The following is a 19,970-nucleotide window of genomic DNA, read 5'->3' on the forward strand; positions in this document are numbered from 1 at the left end:
CCATTGCGCAGGGGCAGCGCAGCTGCCTTAGTGCGAGGAGCTACCGACGCCGCATACGTCGGGCAAGCGTCGCCTTGGGGTAAATGCAGCCTGATCCGGGCGGCTTCTCGTTCTGGCGGACTCTATTGAAAGGCGCCGAGCGGCCAGGAAGCCGCTGCGCTTCGCCAGCGCGCCATGCCGACGGGTTCCTTCGCCTTACTCCAGCTCTTCAAGCAGTTCCCGGGCGGCCTTCAAATCCGCCCTGAACCTGGACCGCTCCTCCACCCGGCTTGCCTCGTCCGGCAGGCGCAGGATGTACGAGGGATGAACCGTCACGAAAAGCGGCGTGCCGTCATCCAGCCGCTCGACCGATCCGCGTCGCTTGAGGATCCCGGCCCCCGTCCCGGTGAGGGACGCGAGAGCGGTTGCGCCCATGGCCACGATCAGTTTCGGCCGGACGAGGTCGCGCTCGAGATCGAGCCACCAGCGGCAGGCCGTCACCTCTCCGGCGTCCGGCTTCTGGTGAATGCGCCGCTTGCCGCGTGGTGTGAACTTGAAGTGCTTCACCGCATTGGTGACATAGACCATGGACCGGTCGAGACCCGCGGCTTCGGCTTCCTCGTCGAAGACCTGACCGGCCGGCCCGACGAACGGGCGCCCCGCCAGATCCTCGCGGTCGCCCGGCTGTTCGCCCACCACCATCATCCGCGCGGCCGTCGTGCCCTCGCCGAAAACCACCTGCGTCGCGTTCGACCAGAGCGGGCAGCGTCGGCACTCGTCCGCTGCGGCCTTCGCCTCTGGAAGCGAGGCGGGCGGCCGGTTCCCGGCTTCATTCCCCGGCACGACGCCGCCCGCTGTCGGCGGCGGAGAGACCGCCCGACGCTGGCGTGCGATGGCGGCCGTGCGGGCAGGCGGCTCCGTGGGTGCCGCGGCCTGCATCTCCGCCGCGCGCCCTTCCGCTCCCCGGATCAGGCCCGGGATCAGCGACGCCTCGGGCAGGTTCTTCCAGTAGCGTTTCGGCATTTCGGATTGCATCGCCTTCACCATCAGCCGCGCCGGGTTGAAGATGCTGGCGTAGTACGTGCGCCAGAGCTCTTCCGTTCCATCCTCGGGCGGCGCGGCCCGGCCTTCGGTCAGCGCGAAGTCGAGGCTGCCATCGGCGAAACGCGTCGTGATCTCGGGGGTCACGATGGCCCAGTCCATGTCGCCGAAGCGGCGGGCGAAGAAGGGGGCCGCCGCCTCCTCGACCGGGTGGTCGGGCTCGAACCAGGCGGCGAAGGCGCGGCGCGGACCCTCGGAGGGCAATTCGCGGAAGCGCACGAAGGCGTGCATCTTGTGGATTTCGCGCCGGACCGTCTTCTCCTGCGCGAGAAGGCGGCCGAGTGCTGCATCGCTTCGGTCGCCCCAGCGCAGAGAGCCTTCCGCAAGGCGCAGCAGCAGCCCATAGGCGCGAGCGAACCGCTCCGGATCGGCATGGCAGAGGGCGGTCTCGAAACTGGCTACTGCCTCGCGCGGCAGGCGGATCTCGCGCATGGGCGTGGCCGTCGTCTCGGCAGGAAGCGACGCAAGAAGGTCCGCCTCGCCGTCGCCCATGCGCCAGACGACGCTTTCCGCGGCAACCCCTGCCTGAGCGAGCCGGCGCGCCTCGGCCCGCCACGCGGCCACCGTCCCCAGACGCGGCAGCACCACTTCGGGCATCAGAAGAGGCTCAGCTGCTCGGGCGGCGCGGCAAAGCGGGCGCGGAGCCCCGCGTCGTCGAGGCCCTGCGGCCGCCAGCCCGGAAGCTGGATGAAGGGTCGGGCGTGCTTGAGGACGGCGCCCATCCCGAGGAGATGCTCGTAGCGCACGGCCGCATGCGCCCGCGCCGAGAGGATGCGCGCCACGGTCCTGGTGCCGAACCCCGGCACGCGCAGCAGCATCTCGCGCGAGGCCCGGTTCACGTCCACCGGGAAGGCCTCGCGGTGGGCCAGCGCCCACGCAAGCTTCGGATCGACATCCAGATCGAGCATGCCCCTGTCGGCGATCTCGTCCACCTCGAAGCCGTAGAACCGCAGGAGCCAGTCCGCCTGATAGAGCCTGTGCTCGCGCAGGAGGGGCGGTCGCACCAGCGGCAGTGCCTTGGAGGCATCGGGAATGGGTGAGAAGGCGGAGTAATAGACGCGGCTGAGCCCGTAATTCGCATAGAGGGTCGAGGCATTGCCAAGGATCGCGGCGTCGTCCGCTCCGTCCGCTCCCACGATCATCTGCGTGGACTGGCCGGCGGGCGCGAAGCGCGAAGGCCGCCGGCCGCGAAAGCTCGTCTCGCGCGAGGCTTCGCGCTTCAATCGCACCTCGGCCATGGCCTTCCGGATGCCGCGCGCGGACTTCTCGGGCGCGAAGCGGCCGAGGCCGGCTTCGGTCGGCAGTTCCACGTTGATCGAAAGACGGTCGGCAAAGAGGCCGGCCTGCTCGATCAGTTCCGGGGCCGCGTCGGGGATGGTCTTGAGATGGATGTAGCCGCGGAAATTCTCGCGCTCGCGCAGGGTCCTCGCGATGCGCACCATGTCGGCCATCGTGTCATCGGGCGAGCGGATGATGCCGGAGGAGAGGAACAGCCCCTCGATGTAGTTGCGCCGGTAGAATTCCACCGTGAGCGAGACAACCTCCTCGACCGAGAAGCGCGCGCGTTCCACCTGCGACGACACGCGATTGACGCAATAGGCGCAGTCGAAGATGCAGAAATTGGTCATCAGGATCTTGAGGAGGCTGATGCAGCGCCCGTCCGGCGCGTAGGCGTGACAGATGCCGGTGCCGCCCGAGGAGCCGAGGCCCTTCCCGTCCTTCGAGTCCCGCCGCGCCCCGCCGCTCGAGGCACAGGAGGCGTCATACTTGGCCGCATCCGACAGGATCGCCAGCTTACGGGACAGGTCGCGTTTCATATGTTCTTAATATGTTCCTATCGGATCCGTATCAAGCCCGCGCCGTGCCGATGACCGGAACGTGACTCCGCAAGGGCGGTTGGCGCTTCCCAACCCACCGGGAATGCACCGTTCGGGCGTTTGTCAGACGCTGCGCAGGTCGGGAACGGCAACCTCGCCGATGAGGCGCATGAGGTCGCCGAAATAGCCCTCGCTCCGGGCGGGACGGGTCGGATCGGAGGTCACGACGACTGTCGCCGCGAGATCGGGCAGCAGGCAGACGATCTGCCCGCCATATCCGCGGGCCAGCGCGATCCGTTCGGCTCCGGCGCGGCCGATGAACCAGCCATAGCCGTAGCCGAGCCCGGAGAAGGGCGAGCGTGTCCGAACCTCCAGCGACCGCCGCACCCAGTCCTCCGACAGCACCTGCCGCCCGTCCCAGCGTCCGCCGCGGCGCACCATTTCGCCGAAGCGCAGCAGGGCAAGCGGCGAAAGCGCCATCTCATTGCCGCCGAGGTAGTAGCCCTGCGGGTCGCGCGTCCAGGACGGGACGGTTATGGCCAGGGGCTCGCCGAGCCAGTCCCGCGCCATCGACAGCAGGCTCCGCCCGGTCGCCTCGGCCAGCACGGCGCCCAGCACGTGGAAGCTGCCGGTCGAATAGAGCATCCGGCCGCCCGGCTCGGCCACCATCGGCCGCGAAAGCGCATGCGCGACCCAGTTCGGGCTCGAGACCCAGGCGCCGTAATTGCCGCCGGAGGTACGCTCGAGTCCGGCGCGCATCGTCACGAGATCCTCGAGCGTGATCGCGCGCACGCGGGGATCGGCGTCGTCCGGGATGAGGCGCGGGGTGAGGCTGCCGATGGTGGCGTCAAGTCCCGGCACCTCGCCGCGGTCGAGCGCCGCGCCGAGGAGGGCCGCGACGATGGTCTTCGAGACCGACTTGATGTTGACCGCCCGGTCGGGCGCCGGCCCGCGCAGCGCCTCGGCCAGCAGCGTCTCGCCTTCCCGCGCGATGACAAGGGCGTGAAGCTGCTCGTAGGCTCTCGCGGCCTTGAGCGTGGTGGCGAGGCGAGGGCGTCGCGGTGCCTGCGCACGGACTATCATGGGAAGCGCGAGCGAGGCGCCGGCAGCGAGGAGGAAGCGGCGGGTGAGCGGCATGGAGGATCCTTCGGCTTCCCCGCGACATGGACCGGCTTCCGGCCGCATCAACCGGGCCGACCGCTCACGATTTCGCGCGCGCAGCGGGCTCGCCTTGATTGGTAAGCATGCTTATAATATGTCATGCGCATGAAAACGGACACAGACAGATTGGGACTCCTTCTTCACGACGCCACGCGCGCCATCCGCAAGCGGTTCGAGCGTCAGACCAGCCACCTGGGCCTTTCGACGGCGCAGTGGCGGCTTCTGGCGCAGCTTTCCCGGGAACCGAGGGCCACTCAGGCCCGGCTCGCCGATCTTCTCGACATCGAGCCGATCAGCGTCTCTCGCCTGATCGACCGGATGGAACTGGGCGGATGGGTACGTCGCGAGGCCGATCCTTGTGACCGCCGGGCGCGGCTCGTCGCGCCCACCGAGAAGACCCAGGCCGCCTATGCGACCATCAAGGCCATTGCCGACGAGGTCTACGACGAAGCTCTCGAGGGGATCCCGGCGGACCGCCGCGGGGATCTCGTCTCGATGCTCCGGACCATCGTCACCAACCTCAACGACGCGGAGGCGGAAGACCGCCACCCCTGCATCAAGGTCAGCCGATGAACGCCCAGACCTCTCCCGACACGATCCGAGTGGCCGCTGTGGCGGCGGAACCGAGACGGCGCAAGACGCGCCGGATCCTTCTCATGGCGGCGCTGCCCGCGGCCCTGCTGGGCGGCGCCGGCGCATGGTGGCTCACCGGTGGCCGCTACGAGACGACCGACAACGCCTATCTGCATCAGGCGGTGGTGTCGGTCGCCTCCCAGGTGTCCGGCCGCGTGACGACGGTCTCGGTCGCCGACAACCGCCCGGTGCGGGAGGGCGACGTGATGTTCGTGATCGATCCCGAGCCGTGGAGGATCGCGCTGGCCCGGGCCGAAGCCGACGTGGCCTCAGCCCGCCTGCAGGTCGAGCAGCTCAAGGTGGCCTATGCGCAGGCCCTGGCGCAGGAGAAGCTCGCCGCCGACGATGCGACCTATCTGGCGAATGAACTCGCGCGGCAGAAGGCGCTGTCGCAGAAGGGCGTGGCCGCGACCACGGCGCTCGACGACGCGCGCCACGAGTCGCAGCGCGCGAACGAACTGCTCGTCGTGGCCCGCCAGACCACTGCCAGTGCCCTCGCCGCGCTGGGCGGCCTGGCCGACGGGCCGGTGGACGACCATCCGATGGTGCGCACGGCGCTGGCTGCGCGCGACGATGCGGCCTACCAGCTCTCGCTGACCGAGGTGCGCGCGCCGGCGGACGGGCTTGTCTATCAGGCCGCCTCGTTCAAGCCGGGCCAGATGGTGACCTCGGGCCAGTCGCTCTTCTCGCTGGTCGAGACCGGCGACGTCTGGATCGACGCCAACTTCAAGGAGACGCAGCTGGCCGGCATCGTTCCCGGCCAGAAGGCCGAGGTGACCTTCGACCTGCATCCCGGCCGGGAATACGAGGCCACTGTCGAGGCGGTGGGCGCGGGCACCGGCTCGGAGTTCTCGCTGCTTCCGGCGCAGAACGCCACCGGCAACTGGGTCAAGGTTACCCAGCGCGTGCCCGTCCGCCTGCGCTTCGAGGAGGGGGTCGACATGAGCGGCCTCGCCTCGGGCCTCTCGGCCGAGGTGTCCGTGGATACCGGCCGGGTGCGGCACATCCCGGGCCTCGCGAGCTTCGCCGCCACTGCCGACTGATCCGGAGGGCGCCATGACCGATACCCTGAAGCAGCCCGTGGAGCACCGCGGGCTGATCACCCTCATGATCATGCTGGCCACGATCATGCAGGTGCTCGACACCACCATCGCGAACGTGGCGCTGCCCTCGATGACGGGGGATCTCGACGCCTCGGCCGACACGATCAACTGGGTGCTCACCTCCTACATCGTGGCTGCCGCCATCATGACGCCGGTCACGGGCTGGCTCGCCGACCGGATCGGCAAGCGCGAACTGTTCCTGGCCTCGATCGTGGGCTTCACGCTGGCCTCGATGGCCTGCGGCATGGCCTGGAGCCTGCCGTCTATGGTCGGCTTCCGGCTGCTGCAGGGCGTCTTCGGTGCGGCCATCGTGCCGCTGTCGCAGACGTTCCTCCTCGACATCAACCCGCGCGAGAAGGCGGGGCAGGCGATGGCGCTCTGGGGCGCGGGGATCATGGTCGGCCCGATCATCGGGCCCACGCTCGGCGGCTGGCTCACCGAGAGCTGGGACTGGCGCTGGGTGTTCTTCATCAACGTGCCGGTGGGCATCGTGGCCTTCCTCGGCTGCGCGACCTGGCTGCCGCGGGCCACGCGGGTGATCCGCCGCTTCGACTTCTTCGGCTTCGCCGCGCTCGCCATCGCGCTCGGCTCGTTGCAGCTCATGCTCGACCGTGGGGCCGAGGTGGAGTGGTTCGCCGCGCTCGAGATCTGGATCTACCTGTTCCTGATGATCACCGGCTTCTGGGTCTTCGTGATCCATATCCTCGGAGCCGAGAAGCCCTTCCTCGAGCCGGCGATGTTCGCCGACCGCAACTTCGCGACGGGCCTCGTCTTCATCTTCGTGGTGGGGATCATCCTGCTTGCGAGCCTCGCGCTCCTGCCGCCGATGCTGTCGCACATCTTCGGCTATCCGGTGATCACGACCGGACTCGTCATGGCGCCGCGCGGGGTGGGCACGATGATCTCGATGCTGATCGCGGGCCGTGTGCTGCGCTACGTCGATGCACGGGTGCTGGTGACGGCGGGCCTCTCGCTGACGGCGGTCTCGCTCCACATGATGACCGGCTTCAGCCCGCAGATGGACAGCACGCCCATCGTGCTCTCGGGCGTGGTGCAGGGCCTCGGCCTCGGCCTCGTCTTCGTCCCGCTCTCGACCGTGGCCTTCGCCACCATCGAGCCGCGATTCCGGGCGGATGCCACGAGCCTCTTCAGCCTCGTGCGCAACATCGGCTCGTCCGTGGGCATCTCGATGGTGACGGTGATGCTGACCCACAACAGCCAGATAAACCATGCCGAGCTCGGCGCGCATGTCACGCCCTACAACCCGCAACTCTGGCAGGTCTCGCCCGAGGCGGCGCAGGGTGCGGCCCTGCCTCTCGCCGTGGTCGACAGGTTCGTCACGCAGCAGGCCACGATGATCGGCTACATCGACGACTTCCGCCTGATGATGCTGATCACCCTGGCGGCGCTGCCGCTGGCGCTGCTGCTGCGCAAGCCGCGCACCGGGGCGGCGCCTGTTGCCGCGCATGCAGACTGACGAGGGGAAGGGCCGCGGGCGCAGATGGGGAGGTCGCCCGCGGCCGAAGCCCTCGGTGCGGAAGGGACACGCAGCAGGGCCTTGCAGTCGACATAGTCATCCCGCAGCCTGCCGCAAGTCCCCGAACCTGCGGCGCTTTGCCCCCAGCCTCCTCAGAAGGCGCGCAACGCACCCGAGAGGAGTGCCGTGACCGCTCCCGCCGCGAGCGAGATCAGGAAGGCATGCGCGCCGATGGCCAGGCGCGAGCGGTAATCGGAGGGTGGTTCCGGCGGGATGTGGTGCCGGGGCTTCGGGTTCGTCGGACCGGCCCCCTTGCTGTCGGGAACGTCTTTCACTGGTGTCTCCACCGAACTCTTACGCTGCCCATGGTGGGTCTCTCCCTGGGGCGGGATCAAGGCGGCGAAGTGGCCTGCCTGCGGACGGCGCTGCGGCAAATGGACCGTCGGCGCCCCGTCGCGACCCGCCCGCAGGCAAAGCCGGTGGTGGCGGCGACCCCCGCAAGCGCCTCCCGCCGTCCTGTGTCGGTCGGGGCGGGTCTTGGCGCGGGCACGGAGGCCACCGCTTCCGGGCGGCGGGGGATGCCCGGTCGGGTGGCGGGTTGATGCCCGGCGACTTTATCGTCATGATCAAGAGCGTGGCTCGGCGAGGTCCGGGGAAGGGTGCGGGAACGCCGGGACGATGGCGACAGTGACGATCATCCCCGTGGGAGCCGTTTCGATGGCCCATGACGACGGAACTGCCGTGCGCAACGGCAATGTTCTGACCAATGCGCTGAACGGCGATGCGTTCAGCTGGGAGAATCCCCAGAACGTCGTGCTCGATTTCGACCTGTCGCAGACCGTGACGCTGCACCTCGACGATGCGGATGGGGTCCTCACCGATGATCCGGTCAACGGCTCGATCGTTGTCGACCAGATGCTGACCGAGGATGTCACCATCGGCTCAAAAAGCTGGGACGCCGTGACGAACAACGTTCGCTGGGCGGATCCGAAGCCGGTCTTCGTCGAGGACGAATACCACGTCACGCTCTACGACGCCGCGGGCACCGCCTACACGATGGTCGGCATCTCGATCTCGACCGGATATGACAGCGTCGTGGCCGGTGTGGCCTTCCTCGGCACGGCACCGCCCGCCGGCACCGCCCTGACCTATGTTCAGGGACAGTCCACCTATGTCGGCAGCGGGCAGTCCGCGCCCATCGCAAGTCTGACCGTCTCGCCCGCGGGCGTGCCGTGCTTCCTCGCCGGAACACTCATCGCCACGCCGGACGGAGAACGTCGGGTCGAGACCATTCAGCCGGGTGATCCCGTTCTGACACTCGGACACGGCGCCCGGCCGGTCCGCTGGGCGGGGGCGAGTCTGGTGCCGGCAATGGGAGATCTCGCGCCCATCCGCATCCGCGCCGGGACCCTCGGCAACGCCCGCGACCTCTGGGTTTCGCCCAACCACCGGCTTCTCCTCGCGGACTGGCGCGCCCAGATCCTGTTCGGCGAGGAGTCCGTGCTGGTGGCGGCAAAGCATCTGGTGGACGACCGGAGGGTGACGCGGGTGCCCATGGCACAGGCGGCCTACCACCACCTGCTTCTCGATCGCCACGAAATCCTCCTCGCCGAGGGGGCCCGGGCGGAGAGCCTGCATTTCGGCAGCGAGACGATGCGCTGCCTCCCGCCCGAGGCTCTTGCGGAAATCAACGCGATCTTTCCCGGTAAGCCGTGGAGGCAGCTCTCGCATCCCGAGATCACCCGCCGCGAAAGCATCCTTCTGACGTCGCGCTGATCTGTTGCCCCGCCGTCAGGGCGACGACGGCCCGCAAGGCGAAGCCGGAGGATCCGGTCCTCGGCGGAACGGCGCATGCCACATCCTGAGTCTGAGGCGCCATCCGGCACGGTCACGGCACGTCCGGAAACCGGCCGCCTTCGCGCGGCCGTGGTGCAAGCTCTGCAACCGGCCGGATCGAGCCAGTCTACCGGTCTCGGTTCATGCCTGGCATGTTGGCGGAGAGATGGTGGGCGACCCTGGAATCGAACCAGGCATGAGTCGCCTCGGCGGAGTTACAGTCCGCTGCCGCACCTTGCAGCACGTCGCCCACTGGCGGCGTGATTATCCGAGGGGTCTGAGAGGGTCAAGGCCCGATCGCAGCATTTCTTTCGCCTTGCGCCGCCCCGCTGCCCGGACCATTCTACGACCCGTTTTCCAGGAGTTGCCGATGCCGAAACCCGTCAAGCCCGCTTGGGTGATCGACAAGGAGCGCGCCCGCCGGACGGCGTCGCAGGAGTCCGTCTGGCTCTTCGGCATCCATGCGGTGCGTGACGCGCTGACCAATCCGCAGCGGGAGAAGCTGCGGCTCGTTCTGACGAAGAACGCTGCCGACCGGCTGGGCGAGGCGATCTCGGAGGGCGGTCTCGAACCCGAGATCGTGGATCCGCGCAAGTTCTCGGTGCCGATCGACGAAAGCTCGGTCCATCAGGGCGCGGCGCTCGAGGTCAAGCCGCTCGACTGGGGCAGCCTCGAGGATCTGGCCGCCGCGGGCGAAGGGGCGCCGCTCGTCGTCCTGCTCGACCGGGTGACCGATCCGCACAATGTCGGTGCCGTGCTGCGGTCTGCCGAAGTGTTCGGAGCGAGGGCGGTCATCGCGCCTCATCGTCATTCCGCGCCGGAGACGGGGGCGCTGGCCAAGACGGCGAGCGGCTCGCTCGAGCGGCAGCCCTATCTGCGCGTCGGCAACCTGTCGGACGCGATGGAGAAGCTGAAGGCGATGGGCTACACGCTGCTCGGTCTCGATGGCGAGGCTGGGACGAGTCTGGCCGAGGGCCTTGCGACCACGGGCGGCCGGCCGGTCGGCCTCGTTCTCGGAGCGGAAGGACCCGGCCTGCGCGAGAAGACGCGCGAGACCTGCGACCTGCTGGTGCGCATCCCCGCGGCGGGCGACTTCGGCTCTCTCAATGTGTCGAATGCGGCGGCGGTGGCGCTCTATGCGGCGGCGAACCGGTAAGTCTTCACGGACGCGCGATTGAGCCTTTTCTTTGGCGATGTGGCTCCCATGTTACAGAGAGAACGGGGTCGGAACCCCCGTTCGACCTTCACTGTCCCTCGTTCCGCACTAGCGCCCGGCCGTTCGGTCAGGGCGCTTTTTTTTGGGGGGAGCGGGCGAGGAAAGCCCGTTCGTGCTTCCGGAGAGATCCCTGTGAACGACGACGCGCTTCGCCAGATCCTGACAACTACGCGGACCATAGCACTCGTCGGCTGGTCGCCCAATCCCGACAGGCCGAGCCACCGCGTGGCCGCCTTCCTGAAGCGGCAGGGTTACCGGGTGATTCCGGTCAACCCCGGTCAGGCGGGGGGCGACGCGCTCGGCGAGACGATCCGCCCCGACCTCGCGGCTCTTGCGGACGAAGGGGTGGACATGATCGACGTCTTTCGCCGCTCCGAGCATGTGCCCGGGATCGTGTCCGAGGCGTTGGCGCACCTGCCGGAGCTGAAGACCGTCTGGATGCAACTGGGCGTGAGCAGCGCCAGGGCCTCCGATCTTGCGCAGGCGAAGGGCGTGGCAGTGGTCGAGAACCGCTGCCCCGCGATCGAGATCCCGCGGCTCGGGCTGTGACCGCTCGGGGCTTCGGACTGCAGGCAGGAGCGCCCGCGTCGGGCAGCGCAAGAGCCGCGCCGGACCCTGCGCCCTGCAGCTTTCATTCTCGCACAAATATCCCCGCCGGAGGCTCCGACAGGCGATCCCCGCGCCAAGGCCGGGTGAACTCGCGCTAGGGCCGTGCCGCCTTCTCGGCAATGCCCGAGGTCCCCTCGCGGGCCTCGAGCACCGCCATCACCTCGGCAAGGCTCACGTCGCGGGCGGCGAGCATCACCAGCAGGTGGTAGAGCACGTCGGCCGCTTCCGAGGCGAGCTTCGCGCGGTCGCCGCGCACCGCCTCGATGATGGCCTCGACGGCTTCCTCGCCGAACTTCTCGGCGCATTTCTCCGGGCCCTTGGCAAAGAGCTTCGCGGTCCAGGAACTGTCGGGATCGGCGCCCTTGCGCGCCTCGACGGTGGCGGCGAGCCGTTCGAGGACGGTCATGCAAGCCTCACGGGGATGCCGGCGGCGGCCATGTGTGCCTTGGCCTCGCCGATGGTGAATTCGCCGAAATGGAAGATGGAAGCCGCGAGAACGGCCGAGGCGCCGCCTTCGGTCACACCCTCGACGAGGTGGTCGAGCGTGCCCACGCCGCCGCTCGCGATGACGGGGATCCGCACCGCCTCCGAGATGGCGCGGGTGAGCGGCAGGTTGAAGCCGGAACGCGTGCCGTCCCGATCCATCGACGTGAGCAGGATCTCGCCCGCGCCCCTGGCCGCCACTTCCTCGGCAAATTCCACCGCGTCGATGCCCGTCGCGCGGCGGCCGCCGTGGGTGAAGATCTCCCACCGGCCCAGGGCGACCGTCTTGGCGTCGATGGCCACCACGATGCACTGGCTGCCGAAGCGGTCGGCGGCTTCGGCCACGACGGTCGGATCCGCCACGGCGGCCGAGTTGAAGCTGACCTTGTCCGCCCCGGCCAGGAGGAGCGCGCGCACGTCCTGATGCGTCCGCACGCCGCCGCCCACGGTGAGGGGCATGAAGCACTGCTCGGCCGTGCGGGTCACGAGGTCGTACATCGTGCCCCGGTTCTCGTGGGTGGCATGGATGTCGAGGAAGCAGAGTTCGTCCGCCCCCGCGGCATCATAGGCGCGGGCGGCCTCGACCGGATCGCCCGCATCGCGCAGGTCGATGAAATTCACGCCCTTCACCACGCGGCCGTCGGCCACGTCGAGGCAGGGGATGATGCGAGTCTTGAGCATGGCAGGATCTCCCGGGCCCTGGGCGGCCGCGTCTCGGCCTGTCCTAGCGCCTCGGAAGGGCCGGGGGAAGGGGGCTCCGCCCCCTCGCCGCGCCGCGGCTCACCCCCGGGATATTTGAGCGAGAATGAAAGGCCGTCAGGCGCGCAGCGCGCGCAGCGCGTGAGCAAGGTCGAGGGCGCCGTCGTAGAGCGCGCGGCCCGAGATGGCCCCCGCGATGGTGCCCGTGTCGCGGAGCGCGATGAGGTCGGCGAGCGAGGAGACGCCGCCCGAGGCGATGACCGGGATCGAGACCGCGCGCGCGAGCGCGTCTGTGGCCTCGATGTTCGGCCCCGCCATGGCGCCGTCTCGGTCGATGTCGGTATAGATGATCGCGGCCACGCCCGCGTCCTCGAAGGAGCGCGCGAGGTCGGTCGCCATCACGTCGGTTTCGGTGGCCCAGCCCTTGGTCGCCACGCGGCCCTTGCGGGCGTCGATGCCCACGGCGACCCGGCCCGGGAAGGCGCGGGCGGCCTCGCGCACGAGATCGGGGTTCTCGACCGCGACCGTGCCGAGGATCACGCGGGCAAGCCCCTTCTCGAGCCATAGGGCGATGGTCGCCATGTCGCGGATGCCGCCGCCAAGCTGGGCCGGCACCGCGATCCGCGCCAGGATCGCCTCGACCGCGGCCGCATTGACCGGGCGGCCCGCGAAGGCGCCATTCAGGTCGACCAGATGCACCCATTCGCAGCCCGCCGACTCGAATGCCGCTGCCTGTGCGGCCGGGTCGTCGCCGAAGACGGTCGCGGCCTCCATCTCGCCGCGCAAGAGGCGCACGCACTGGCCGTCCTTCAGGTCGATGGCGGGATAGAGGATCATGGCGCTCTCCGGGATGTCACTCTCTCGCGCGGCTTCTGGCACGCCGCGTTCCCGATGCCAAGGACCCGACGTCACGCTTGCCCGCAGGCCGGTTCCGCCGCGATCCTCGGGCCTTGGGATCTCGGGGAGGAGATGAGGATGAGGATTGCGTGCCTGGCGGCGGCTCTGACGCTGGCGGCGGGGGCGGCGTTGGCCGATCCCGTCGAGGGGATCTGGCAGACGGAGCCGGACGAGGGCGCCTTTGCGCATGTGACGCTGGCGCCCTGCGGGCCGAAGATCTGCGGCACGATCGGCCGCACCTTCAAGGCCGGGGCGGAATATGTCTCGCCCAACCGCGGGAAGGCCATCGTCTGGGACATGGTCCCCGCAGGCGGCGGGCGCTACGGCGAAGGCAAGATCTGGCAGCCCTCGACCGGCAAGATCTACCGCTCGAAAATGGCGCTCGACGGCGACCGGCTGAAGGTCTCGGGCTGCGTCGGCCCCTTCTGCAAGGGCCAGACCTGGGTTCGGGTAAAGTAGGCGCGGCGCCTGCGCCGGCCGTCTGCAAGAAGACGAGGCACGGGACAGGTGGCAGACCGGAGCCCGACAGGGCGCGTTTCGGCGGGAGGGAGCCGTGTGGGGGCGGGATGGCGCCCTCGGGGCCCGGTCGGCCAGAGTCCGCGGCAGGCTCTCCCCGCCGCTCAGGGCTTCCAGGTCAGGAAGTTCGAGATCAGACGCAGGCCGGTCTTCTGGCTCTTCTCGGGGTGGAACTGTGTGCCCACCATGGTTTCGCGCCCGACGATGGCGGTGATCGCGGCGCCGTAGTCGACATGGGCCAGCCGCTCGGCGTCGTGGGTCACGCGGAAATGGTAGGAATGGACGAAATAGGCGTGATCGCCCGTCTCGATACCCGCCAGCACCGGGTGGGGATGGTCCACCGTCAGGTCGTTCCAGCCCATGTGCGGCACCTTGAGATGCGGATCGGAGGGCGCGATCCGCATCACCTCGCCCGCGATCCAGCCGAAGCCCGGCGTCTCCTCGTATTCGAGGCCGCGCGTCGCCATCATCTGCATGCCGATGCAGATGCCGAGGAAGGGGCGCGCGCGCCGCGTCACGGCTTCCTCGATGGCCTCGGACAGGCCGCCGTAGCTGCCGAGTGCGCGGCGGCAGGCCGGGAAGGCCCCGTCGCCGGGCAGCACGATCCGGTCGGCGCGCGCCACGTCCTCGGGCTTGTCCGAGACGAGCACCCGCCCCGCGCCGGTCTCGTCGGCCATGCGCTGAAAGGCCTTCGCGGCGGAATGCAGGTTGCCGCTGTCGTAATCGACGAGAACCGTCAGCATCAGAGCATGCCCTTGGTCGAGGGGATCGCCGAGGCCGCGCGCGGGTCGGGCTCGACCGCCTCGCGGAGTGCCCGGGCGACAGCCTTGAAGGCGGCCTCGGCGATGTGATGGCTGTTCAGCCCGTGCAGCATGTCCACGTGCAGCGTGATTCCGCCGTGGGTCGAGAGCGCCTGAAAGAACTCGCGCACCAGTTCGGTGTCGAAGCTGCCGATCTTCTCGGTCGGAAAGGGCAGGTTCCAGACGAGGAAGGGCCGCCCCGACAGGTCGAGCGCCGCCCGCACCAGCGCATCGTCCATCGCGAGGTGGAAGCTGCCGTAGCGGCGGATGCCGCGCTTGTCGCCGAGCGCCTTCGTCAGCGCCTGCCCGAGCGCGATGCCGCAGTCCTCGACCGTGTGGTGGTCGTCGATGTGCAGGTCGCCCTCGCAGCGCAGCGTGATGTCGATCAGCGAGTGCCGGGCGAGCTGGTCCATCATGTGATCGAAGAACCCCACGCCGGTGCGGATGTCGTAGCGTCCGGTGCCATCCAGATCGACCGTCACGGAGATGGCGGTCTCGGCGGTCTTGCGGCTGATCTCGGCCTTGCGCATGGGCGGCTCCTTCTCGGTCGCGCACCTTATAGGAAACTGCCGGAGCCGAGGGAAGGCCGTGGCTGAAGGCGAAATCCATTGATTCAGGTCAAGGCAGCCCGGCCGGTGCGGGTGGAGCAATTGGGGTCAGGCAGGCCACGAAACACTGGCCAGACTTCCGGCAAAGACGCACACTGAGCCGGGGAGAGGCGCATTCGCGGCTCTCCGCCTCCGGATTGTGCGATGGGAGAACGATCCATGAGCCATCAACCATCAGGCCCGCGCTGCGCCGCTCTGGTCGGCAGCTACACCTGCGGCAAGACGACCCTCTTCGAGGATCTGCTGTTCGCCGCGGGCGCCATCGACCGGCGCGGCGCTGTCAAGGATGCCAACACCGTCGGCGATGCGGCGCCCGAGGCGCGCGCCCGCCAGATGAGCACCGAGCTTTCGGTGGCGAGCTTCGACTATCTCGGCGAGCAATGGGCGCTGATCGACTGCCCCGGCTCGGTCGAACTGACCTATGACGCGCAATGCGCGATGATGGTGGCCGACATCGTCGTGGTGGTGGCCGAGCCGATGCCCGAACGTGCCGTGACCCTCTCGCCGATCCTGCGCTTCCTCGACGACCGCAACATCCCGCACCTCGTCTATGTCAACAAGATGGATCTGCCCGAGGCCACGGTCCGCGGCACCTTCGAGGCGTTGCAGGCGGTCTCGGGTCGGCCGCTCGTCCTGCGCGAGATCCCGATGCGCGATGCGTCGGGCAAGGTGACCGGCATGGTGGATCTCGTGTCCGAGCGCGCCTGGCGGTGGAACCCGCACAAGCCGTCGGATCTGGTCGCGCTGCCCGATGCCTTGGCCGATGCGAGCGGCGAGGCCCGGACGGGGATGCTCGAGTCGCTTGCCGATTTCGACGACGCGCTGATGACCGAACTGCTCGAGGACGTGGTGCCCTCGACCGACGAGATCTATGCCAACCTGACCCGCGACCTGCAGCGCGACCTGATCGTGCCGGTCTTCTTCGGCTCGGCCGAGAACGAGAACGGGATCCGCCGGCTGCTGAAGGCGCTGCGCCATGAGGCGCCGGGCGTCGAGGCCACGGCCGACCGGCTGGGGATCGCCACCGCCGGCACGATGGCGCAGGTCTTCAAGACCGTCTATGCGGGCCAGTCGGGGAAGATGTCGCTTGCCCGCGTGTGGTCCGGCGAAGTGAAGGACGGGATCACGCTGGGGCAGGACCGCGTCGGCTCGGTCATGGCGCTGATGGGCCGCCGCACCTCGGCCAAGGGCACGGCGGGACCGGGCGAGGTCGTGGCGCTCGGGCGCATGGCGGGGGCCGCCACGGGGGACCTGCTGACCGAGAGCGGCGTGGTCGAGTCCGACTGGCCGGCACCGCCGGCCCCGCTCCACGCGCTGGCGATCCGGGCCGAGAAGCAGGCCGATGACGTGAAGCTCGCCGCGGCGCTGGCGCGGCTGGCCGAAGAGGATCCCTCGATCTCGTCGGCCCATCAGGCCGAGACGGCAGAGCTCGTCCTCAGCGGGCAGGGCGAGATGCAGCTTCAGATCGCGCTTTCGCGCATGAAGAACGAATATGGCCTGGTGGTGACCTCGGCCAAGCCCGCCATCCCCTATCGCGAGACCATCACCAAGGCCGCGACCATCCACGCCCGGCACAAGAAGCAGTCCGGCGGGCATGGCGAATTCGCCGACGTGCATCTCGAGATCCGGCCCCAGCCGCGCGGCGAGGGCTTCGTCTTCGACGAGCGGATCACCGGGGGGGTGGTGCCCAGGAACTACATCCCCGCCGTCGAGAAGGGCGTGCAGGGCTACCTCGCCAAGGGACCGCTCGGCCATCAGGTGGTGGACGTCGCGGTGACGCTGACCGATGGCAGCTATCACACGGTCGACAGCTCCGACATGGCCTTCCAGAAGGCGGCCCAGAAGGGCATGTCCGAGGCGATGCCGGGCTGCGCGCCGGTGCTGCTCGAGCCCGTGCTTGCGGTGGCGGTCTCGGTCCCGTCGGAGTTCACGCCGCGGGTCCAGCGGATCGTGACCGGGCGGCGCGGCCAGCTGCTCGGCTTTGACGCCAAGGACGGTTGGCCGGGCTGGGACGAGGTGCAGGCCCTGATCCCGCAGGGCGAGATGGACGGTCTGATCGTCGAGATCCGCTCGCAGAGCCTCGGCGTCGGCACCTACACCTGCCGCTTCGACCACCTGCAGGAGCTTCACGGCCGGGAGGCCGAAAGGGCGCTGGCCGCTCAGGGTGCATGACCAGCCTCAAGAACGCTCGCGTTCGGGAAGGGGGGGCCTTGCGCCTCCCTTCCTGCTTTCAAGCGGCCACGTCCGGATCGTTGTTCATCCCCGTTCCGGGCGCGGCCTCCGGTGCAGGACCAGCGCCCCCACCATCAGCAGCGAGGCGAGCAGGAAGGGCGCGCCCGGCAGGTGCAGCGGCGCGCCGTCATGCGTGAAGGCGCGGAAGGTCGCGGTCATCACCAGCGGCGAGGCAATCATGGCGATGGCGTTCAGCGAGGCGAGCAGACCCTGCAACTCTCCCTGAGCATCCGCCGGCGTGGCGCGTGACAGGATGGACTGGAGCGCGGGCACCACCACGCCTCCGAGCGCCGTCACCGGGATGAGGAAGAGCGCGCCCGTTCCGGAGGTCAGGAAACCGAGGATCGCGAGGGTGAGGATGTCGACCCAGATCCCGACCAGCGCCGTGCGATGCTCGCCAAGATGCCGGATCGCAGGACCGACCAGCGCCACCTGTCCCACGGCGAAGCTGATGCCATAGAGCGCGAGCGACGCTCCGACCATGGCCGCGCCCCAACCGAATTGCGCGTGCCCGTAGAAGGCCCAGACCGCCGGATAGACGTTCATCGCGATCCCGAGGATCAGGAAGACCGCGAGCGGCCGGCGCAGTTCGGGCAGGCGGGCCACGGCGCGCAGCGCACCGAGCGGGTTGGCGCGCGCAAGCGCGAAGGGGCGGCGGGTGGCGTCCGTGACCGTCTCGGGCAGGATGAGGCTGCCGAGGCCGAGATTGAGCAGCGCCATGACCGCCGCCGCGAAGAAGGGCGCCCTCAGGTCGATGCCTGCGAGCAGCCCGCCCATTGCCGGCCCGAGGACGAAGCCGATGCCGAAGCCCGCGCCGATCAGCGCGAATCGCTTGCCGCGATGCTCGGGCGGCGTCACGTCGGCGATGAAGGCCGAGGCGGTGGCATAGGTGGCCGAGACGATCCCCGCCACGATCCGCGCCGCGAGCAGGATCGCCATCGTCGGCGCGAGCGCCATGACGAGATAGGTGGCCGACATGATGACGAGCGAGCCGAGCAGGATCGGCCGTCGCCCGAACCGATCCGACAGGCTGCCGATGGTCGGCCCGAACAGGAACTGCATGACGGCGAAGGAGGCCGAGAGGAGACCGCCCCAGACCGCCGCCTCCGACAGGGGCTGCCCCGTGATCTCGAGGATCAGCTCGGGCATGACGGGGAAGATGAGCCCGATCCCGATCGCATCCAGCGTGACGGTGACGAGGATGAAGGCGAGGGCGAGCCGGGGCTGGGTCATGTGGGTCTCGGAGAAGGGCGGGCGGACCCTATCCGGGCGTCGGCTGGCAGGAAAGCGGATTTGCCGCCACCGCGATGAGACGTTTTGCCAGCGCCTCGGGGCAGGAGAGGAAGGGCGAATGACCCGCAGCCAGTGTCGAGACGGTGCCCGCTGGCCAGTCGTTCGTCATGGCGGCCTGGCATTCGGGCGGGATCGCGCGGTCGTCGAGGCAGCGGATGTAGTGCTTCGCCAGCGCGTGGTAGCGCGCGGTCAGGTGGATCGCCTCCTCCTGCGGGTCCACCGGCTCGGGCACCATCCTGGTCATGGCTTCGGCAGCGGTCGCGGAGTCGCAATCGTGAAAGAGGCAGTCCATGCCAAGGCCGGGGTCGAAGCGGTAGCTGCGCCGGTCCGGTGCCAGAATGATCGCCGGGCGCAGCGGCTGGCGCGCCTGTCCGCGGCGCATCGAGGCCACCGAGGCGCCATCCCGCGGAGCATAGGCGCAGAGAAAGATGAGGCGCTCGATGAAGCCCGGAGAGGCGGCCTCGGCCGCGGCGGCGATGGCGAACCCGCCTGAAGAATGGCCCACCAGCGTTACCGGAGTCGTTATTTCGGAAAGGATCGCAGACGCATAGGACGCGATGTTCACGCTTCCTGCGAGGTTCCGCGGCAGGTCGATGGCCCGTGCCCTGTGTCCTTCCGCCTTGAGTGTCCGCATCACACCTGACCAGCACCAGGCGCCGTAGCCCGATCCGTGGACCAGAAGGAAGTCAGACATGGCCGACGGAGCGCAGGAAATCCGTGATCAGCGCCGCCACCACGGCCGGCTTGTCGATGGAGGGCACATGGCCCGCGCCGCGCACGATCTCGAACCGGCTGCCCCTGATCAGCGCGGCCGTCTCGCGCACGAGGTCCGGCGGAGTCGAGCCATCCTCGGATCCGACCAGCGCGAGGGTGGGCAGGGTGAGGCTTGCCGTCGTCGTGTAGAAGTCGGTCCCAGCGATCGCCGCGGCGCCCCCGGCATAGCCATCGGGGTCGCCCGCGATGAACCGCTCGCGCCACAGCTGGCCCTCGGGGCCTTGCCGGAAGGCGGGGGCGAACCAGCGCTTCATCGTAGGCTCGGCGAGGGATTCGAGGCCGTAGCTGCGCACCTGGTCGATCCGGTCCTGCCAGATCTCGGGCGTGGCGATCTTGGCCGCGGTGTCGCAGAGGACCAGCGCGCGGACCAGATCGAGCCGCTTTACCGCAAGGCCCTGCGCGATCATCCCGCCGATCGAGCAGCCGACGAAGACCGCGTCGCGGATCGAGAGCGCCTCCATCAGCCGCTCGGCGTCACGGACGAGGGCCCCCATCGCATACGGCGGCTCGGGTGTGGAGGAGCCACCGTGACCGCGCAGGTCGTAGCGAAGGATCCGGAGGCTCTGCGGCAGCAGAGGCACGAGGTTGTCCCAGATCCGCAGGTCCGAGCCGAGCGCATGGGCGAAGACGACGGGCGCGCCGGTGGCGCTGCCCTCATCTCGGTAGGAGAGGCGGAGATCGCCGAGTTGCAGGTCTGGCATGGGTCGGGCTCCATGGATCTCCGGCATGCGGAGGG

At 69.2% G+C, this 19,970-nt stretch carries 20 protein-coding genes and 1 tRNA gene; 8 read left to right on the top strand and 13 right to left on the bottom strand.

The features are described 5' to 3' along the window. Positions 1 to 195 precede the first annotated feature (195 nt). The 3 genes from ACTVZP_RS00770 to ACTVZP_RS00780 all read right to left on the bottom strand — a co-directional run bounded on the left by ACTVZP_RS00770 (position 196) and on the right by ACTVZP_RS00780 (position 4,034). Positions 196 to 1,677 carry a UdgX family uracil-DNA binding protein gene (locus tag ACTVZP_RS00770; RefSeq protein ID WP_443210160.1) on the bottom strand — a complete coding sequence of 494 codons (1,482 nt, stop codon included), beginning with the start codon at positions 1,675 to 1,677 and terminating at the stop codon, positions 196 to 198. Further along, the gene (locus ACTVZP_RS00775; protein WP_443210161.1) at positions 1,677 to 2,897 is read right to left on the bottom strand and encodes a putative DNA modification/repair radical SAM protein; all 1,221 of its coding nucleotides are present in this window, start codon (positions 2,895 to 2,897) and stop codon (positions 1,677 to 1,679) included. Before ACTVZP_RS00775 ends, ACTVZP_RS00770 begins: the two co-directional genes overlap by 1 nt. A gap of 123 nt (positions 2,898 to 3,020) precedes the next feature. Beyond that, positions 3,021 to 4,034 carry a serine hydrolase domain-containing protein gene (locus ACTVZP_RS00780; RefSeq protein WP_443210162.1) on the bottom strand — a complete coding sequence of 338 codons (1,014 nt, stop codon included), beginning with the start codon at positions 4,032 to 4,034 and terminating at the stop codon, positions 3,021 to 3,023. 129 nt (positions 4,035 to 4,163) lie between these two features. On the opposite strand from ACTVZP_RS00780, the gene ACTVZP_RS00785 reads away from it, so the two are divergent. The 3 genes from ACTVZP_RS00785 to ACTVZP_RS00795 are packed head-to-tail and all read left to right on the top strand — an operon-like array spanning position 4,164 to position 7,271. After that, entirely contained in the window at positions 4,164 to 4,631 is a 468-nt protein-coding gene (locus ACTVZP_RS00785) for a MarR family winged helix-turn-helix transcriptional regulator (protein ID WP_443210163.1), read from the top strand. Continuing rightward, complete coding sequence (locus ACTVZP_RS00790) at positions 4,628 to 5,734, top strand: HlyD family efflux transporter periplasmic adaptor subunit (RefSeq protein ID WP_443210164.1); 1,107 nt, start codon at positions 4,628 to 4,630, stop codon at positions 5,732 to 5,734. The genes ACTVZP_RS00785 and ACTVZP_RS00790 overlap by 4 nt, the downstream gene beginning before the upstream one ends. A gap of 13 nt (positions 5,735 to 5,747) precedes the next feature. Next, positions 5,748 to 7,271 (top strand): DHA2 family efflux MFS transporter permease subunit, encoded by a 1,524-nt coding sequence (locus ACTVZP_RS00795; RefSeq protein WP_443210165.1) that lies wholly within the window; start codon positions 5,748 to 5,750, stop codon positions 7,269 to 7,271. A 152-nt stretch (positions 7,272 to 7,423) separates the two neighbouring features. On the opposite strand, the gene ACTVZP_RS00800 is transcribed toward ACTVZP_RS00795, so the two are convergent. Next, on the bottom strand, positions 7,424 to 7,606 hold the full coding sequence (locus ACTVZP_RS00800; protein ID WP_443210166.1) for a hypothetical protein: 183 nt from the start codon (positions 7,604 to 7,606) through the stop codon (positions 7,424 to 7,426). A 343-nt stretch (positions 7,607 to 7,949) separates the two neighbouring features. On the opposite strand from ACTVZP_RS00800, the gene ACTVZP_RS00805 reads away from it, so the two are divergent. Beyond that, complete coding sequence (locus ACTVZP_RS00805; RefSeq protein ID WP_443210167.1) at positions 7,950 to 9,047, top strand: Hint domain-containing protein; 1,098 nt, start codon at positions 7,950 to 7,952, stop codon at positions 9,045 to 9,047. Positions 9,048 to 9,274: 227 nt separating this feature from the next. Here the strand turns inward: ACTVZP_RS00805 and ACTVZP_RS00810 are convergent. Beyond that, a tRNA-Tyr gene (locus ACTVZP_RS00810) sits at positions 9,275 to 9,358 on the bottom strand. A gap of 119 nt (positions 9,359 to 9,477) precedes the next feature. Between ACTVZP_RS00810 and rlmB the strand changes: the two genes are divergently transcribed. Continuing rightward, on the top strand, positions 9,478 to 10,263 hold the full coding sequence (gene rlmB, locus ACTVZP_RS00815; protein WP_443210168.1) for a 23S rRNA (guanosine(2251)-2'-O)-methyltransferase RlmB: 786 nt from the start codon (positions 9,478 to 9,480) through the stop codon (positions 10,261 to 10,263). Between the two features lie 192 nt (positions 10,264 to 10,455). Further along, complete coding sequence (locus tag ACTVZP_RS00820) at positions 10,456 to 10,872, top strand: CoA-binding protein (protein ID WP_443210169.1); 417 nt, start codon at positions 10,456 to 10,458, stop codon at positions 10,870 to 10,872. Positions 10,873 to 11,026: 154 nt separating this feature from the next. Here the strand turns inward: ACTVZP_RS00820 and ACTVZP_RS00825 are convergent, their stop codons facing one another. From ACTVZP_RS00825 to hisA, 3 genes are all read right to left on the bottom strand, one after another. After that, positions 11,027 to 11,338, bottom strand: coding sequence for a phosphoribosyl-ATP diphosphatase (locus ACTVZP_RS00825; RefSeq protein ID WP_443210171.1), 312 nt, complete (start codon positions 11,336 to 11,338; stop codon positions 11,027 to 11,029). Next, on the bottom strand, positions 11,335 to 12,096 hold the full coding sequence (hisF, locus tag ACTVZP_RS00830) for an imidazole glycerol phosphate synthase subunit HisF (RefSeq protein WP_443210172.1): 762 nt from the start codon (positions 12,094 to 12,096) through the stop codon (positions 11,335 to 11,337). The genes ACTVZP_RS00825 and hisF overlap by 4 nt, the downstream gene beginning before the upstream one ends. 135 nt (positions 12,097 to 12,231) lie before the next feature. Continuing rightward, positions 12,232 to 12,951 (bottom strand): 1-(5-phosphoribosyl)-5-[(5-phosphoribosylamino)methylideneamino]imidazole-4-carboxamide isomerase, encoded by a 720-nt coding sequence (hisA, locus tag ACTVZP_RS00835; RefSeq protein WP_443210173.1) that lies wholly within the window; start codon positions 12,949 to 12,951, stop codon positions 12,232 to 12,234. Between the two features lie 138 nt (positions 12,952 to 13,089). Here hisA and ACTVZP_RS00840 point away from each other — a divergent pair, with 138 nt between their 5' ends. Next, the gene (locus tag ACTVZP_RS00840; protein WP_443210174.1) at positions 13,090 to 13,470 is read left to right on the top strand and encodes a DUF2147 domain-containing protein; all 381 of its coding nucleotides are present in this window, start codon (positions 13,090 to 13,092) and stop codon (positions 13,468 to 13,470) included. Positions 13,471 to 13,631: 161 nt separating this feature from the next. On the opposite strand, the gene hisH is transcribed toward ACTVZP_RS00840, so the two are convergent. Together hisH and hisB are read right to left on the bottom strand one after the other, a co-directional pair. Further along, a complete protein-coding gene (hisH, locus tag ACTVZP_RS00845; protein ID WP_443210175.1) occupies positions 13,632 to 14,270 on the bottom strand; it encodes an imidazole glycerol phosphate synthase subunit HisH in 639 nt (212 codons plus the stop codon). Continuing rightward, positions 14,270 to 14,857, bottom strand: coding sequence for an imidazoleglycerol-phosphate dehydratase HisB (gene hisB / locus ACTVZP_RS00850; RefSeq protein ID WP_443210176.1), 588 nt, complete (start codon positions 14,855 to 14,857; stop codon positions 14,270 to 14,272). The genes hisH and hisB overlap by 1 nt, the downstream gene beginning before the upstream one ends. A gap of 237 nt (positions 14,858 to 15,094) precedes the next feature. Here hisB and ACTVZP_RS00855 point away from each other — a divergent pair, with 237 nt between their 5' ends. Beyond that, positions 15,095 to 17,107, top strand: a complete 2,013-nt coding sequence (locus ACTVZP_RS00855) for an elongation factor G (protein WP_443210177.1) — start codon at positions 15,095 to 15,097, stop codon at positions 17,105 to 17,107. Between the two features lie 84 nt (positions 17,108 to 17,191). On the opposite strand, the gene ACTVZP_RS00860 is transcribed toward ACTVZP_RS00855, so the two are convergent. The 3 genes from ACTVZP_RS00860 to pcaD are packed head-to-tail and all read right to left on the bottom strand — an operon-like array spanning position 17,192 to position 19,935. Further along, positions 17,192 to 18,400 (bottom strand): TCR/Tet family MFS transporter, encoded by a 1,209-nt coding sequence (locus tag ACTVZP_RS00860; protein WP_443210178.1) that lies wholly within the window; start codon positions 18,398 to 18,400, stop codon positions 17,192 to 17,194. Positions 18,401 to 18,428: 28 nt separating this feature from the next. Next, the gene (locus ACTVZP_RS00865; RefSeq protein ID WP_443210179.1) at positions 18,429 to 19,154 is read right to left on the bottom strand and encodes an alpha/beta fold hydrolase; all 726 of its coding nucleotides are present in this window, start codon (positions 19,152 to 19,154) and stop codon (positions 18,429 to 18,431) included. Continuing rightward, positions 19,147 to 19,935 (bottom strand): 3-oxoadipate enol-lactonase, encoded by a 789-nt coding sequence (pcaD, locus tag ACTVZP_RS00870; protein ID WP_443210180.1) that lies wholly within the window; start codon positions 19,933 to 19,935, stop codon positions 19,147 to 19,149. The genes ACTVZP_RS00865 and pcaD overlap by 8 nt, the downstream gene beginning before the upstream one ends. Positions 19,936 to 19,970 lie beyond the last annotated feature (35 nt).

The sequence above is a fragment of the Rhodobacter sp. NSM genome (assembly GCF_052244495.1).
GTDB lineage: Bacteria > Pseudomonadota > Alphaproteobacteria > Rhodobacterales > Rhodobacteraceae > Cereibacter_A.

Excerpts from the sequence above, each read along its gene's own strand:
- ACTVZP_RS00775 (WP_443210161.1), bottom strand. The coding sequence starts at position 2,897 with ATGAAACGCGACCTGTCCCGTAAGCTGGCGATCCTGTCGGATGCGGCC.
- hisB (WP_443210176.1), bottom strand. The coding sequence starts at position 14,857 with ATGCGCAAGGCCGAGATCAGCCGCAAGACCGCCGAGACCGCCATCTCC.
- hisA (WP_443210173.1), bottom strand. The coding sequence starts at position 12,951 with ATGATCCTCTATCCCGCCATCGACCTGAAGGACGGCCAGTGCGTGCGC.
- ACTVZP_RS00855 (WP_443210177.1), top strand. The coding sequence starts at position 15,095 with ATGAGCCATCAACCATCAGGCCCGCGCTGCGCCGCTCTGGTCGGCAGC.
- ACTVZP_RS00865 (WP_443210179.1), bottom strand. The coding sequence starts at position 19,154 with ATGTCTGACTTCCTTCTGGTCCACGGATCGGGCTACGGCGCCTGGTGC.
- ACTVZP_RS00780 (WP_443210162.1), bottom strand. The coding sequence starts at position 4,034 with ATGCCGCTCACCCGCCGCTTCCTCCTCGCTGCCGGCGCCTCGCTCGCG.
- ACTVZP_RS00790 (WP_443210164.1), top strand. The coding sequence starts at position 4,628 with ATGAACGCCCAGACCTCTCCCGACACGATCCGAGTGGCCGCTGTGGCG.
- hisH (WP_443210175.1), bottom strand. The coding sequence starts at position 14,270 with ATGCTGACGGTTCTCGTCGATTACGACAGCGGCAACCTGCATTCCGCC.
- ACTVZP_RS00785 (WP_443210163.1), top strand. The coding sequence starts at position 4,164 with ATGAAAACGGACACAGACAGATTGGGACTCCTTCTTCACGACGCCACG.
- rlmB (WP_443210168.1), top strand. The coding sequence starts at position 9,478 with ATGCCGAAACCCGTCAAGCCCGCTTGGGTGATCGACAAGGAGCGCGCC.
- ACTVZP_RS00770 (WP_443210160.1), bottom strand. The coding sequence starts at position 1,677 with ATGCCCGAAGTGGTGCTGCCGCGTCTGGGGACGGTGGCCGCGTGGCGG.
- ACTVZP_RS00825 (WP_443210171.1), bottom strand. The coding sequence starts at position 11,338 with ATGACCGTCCTCGAACGGCTCGCCGCCACCGTCGAGGCGCGCAAGGGC.
- hisF (WP_443210172.1), bottom strand. The coding sequence starts at position 12,096 with ATGCTCAAGACTCGCATCATCCCCTGCCTCGACGTGGCCGACGGCCGC.
- pcaD (WP_443210180.1), bottom strand. The coding sequence starts at position 19,935 with ATGCCAGACCTGCAACTCGGCGATCTCCGCCTCTCCTACCGAGATGAG.
- ACTVZP_RS00860 (WP_443210178.1), bottom strand. The coding sequence starts at position 18,400 with ATGACCCAGCCCCGGCTCGCCCTCGCCTTCATCCTCGTCACCGTCACG.
- ACTVZP_RS00795 (WP_443210165.1), top strand. The coding sequence starts at position 5,748 with ATGACCGATACCCTGAAGCAGCCCGTGGAGCACCGCGGGCTGATCACC.
- ACTVZP_RS00805 (WP_443210167.1), top strand. The coding sequence starts at position 7,950 with ATGGCGACAGTGACGATCATCCCCGTGGGAGCCGTTTCGATGGCCCAT.
- ACTVZP_RS00840 (WP_443210174.1), top strand. The coding sequence starts at position 13,090 with ATGAGGATTGCGTGCCTGGCGGCGGCTCTGACGCTGGCGGCGGGGGCG.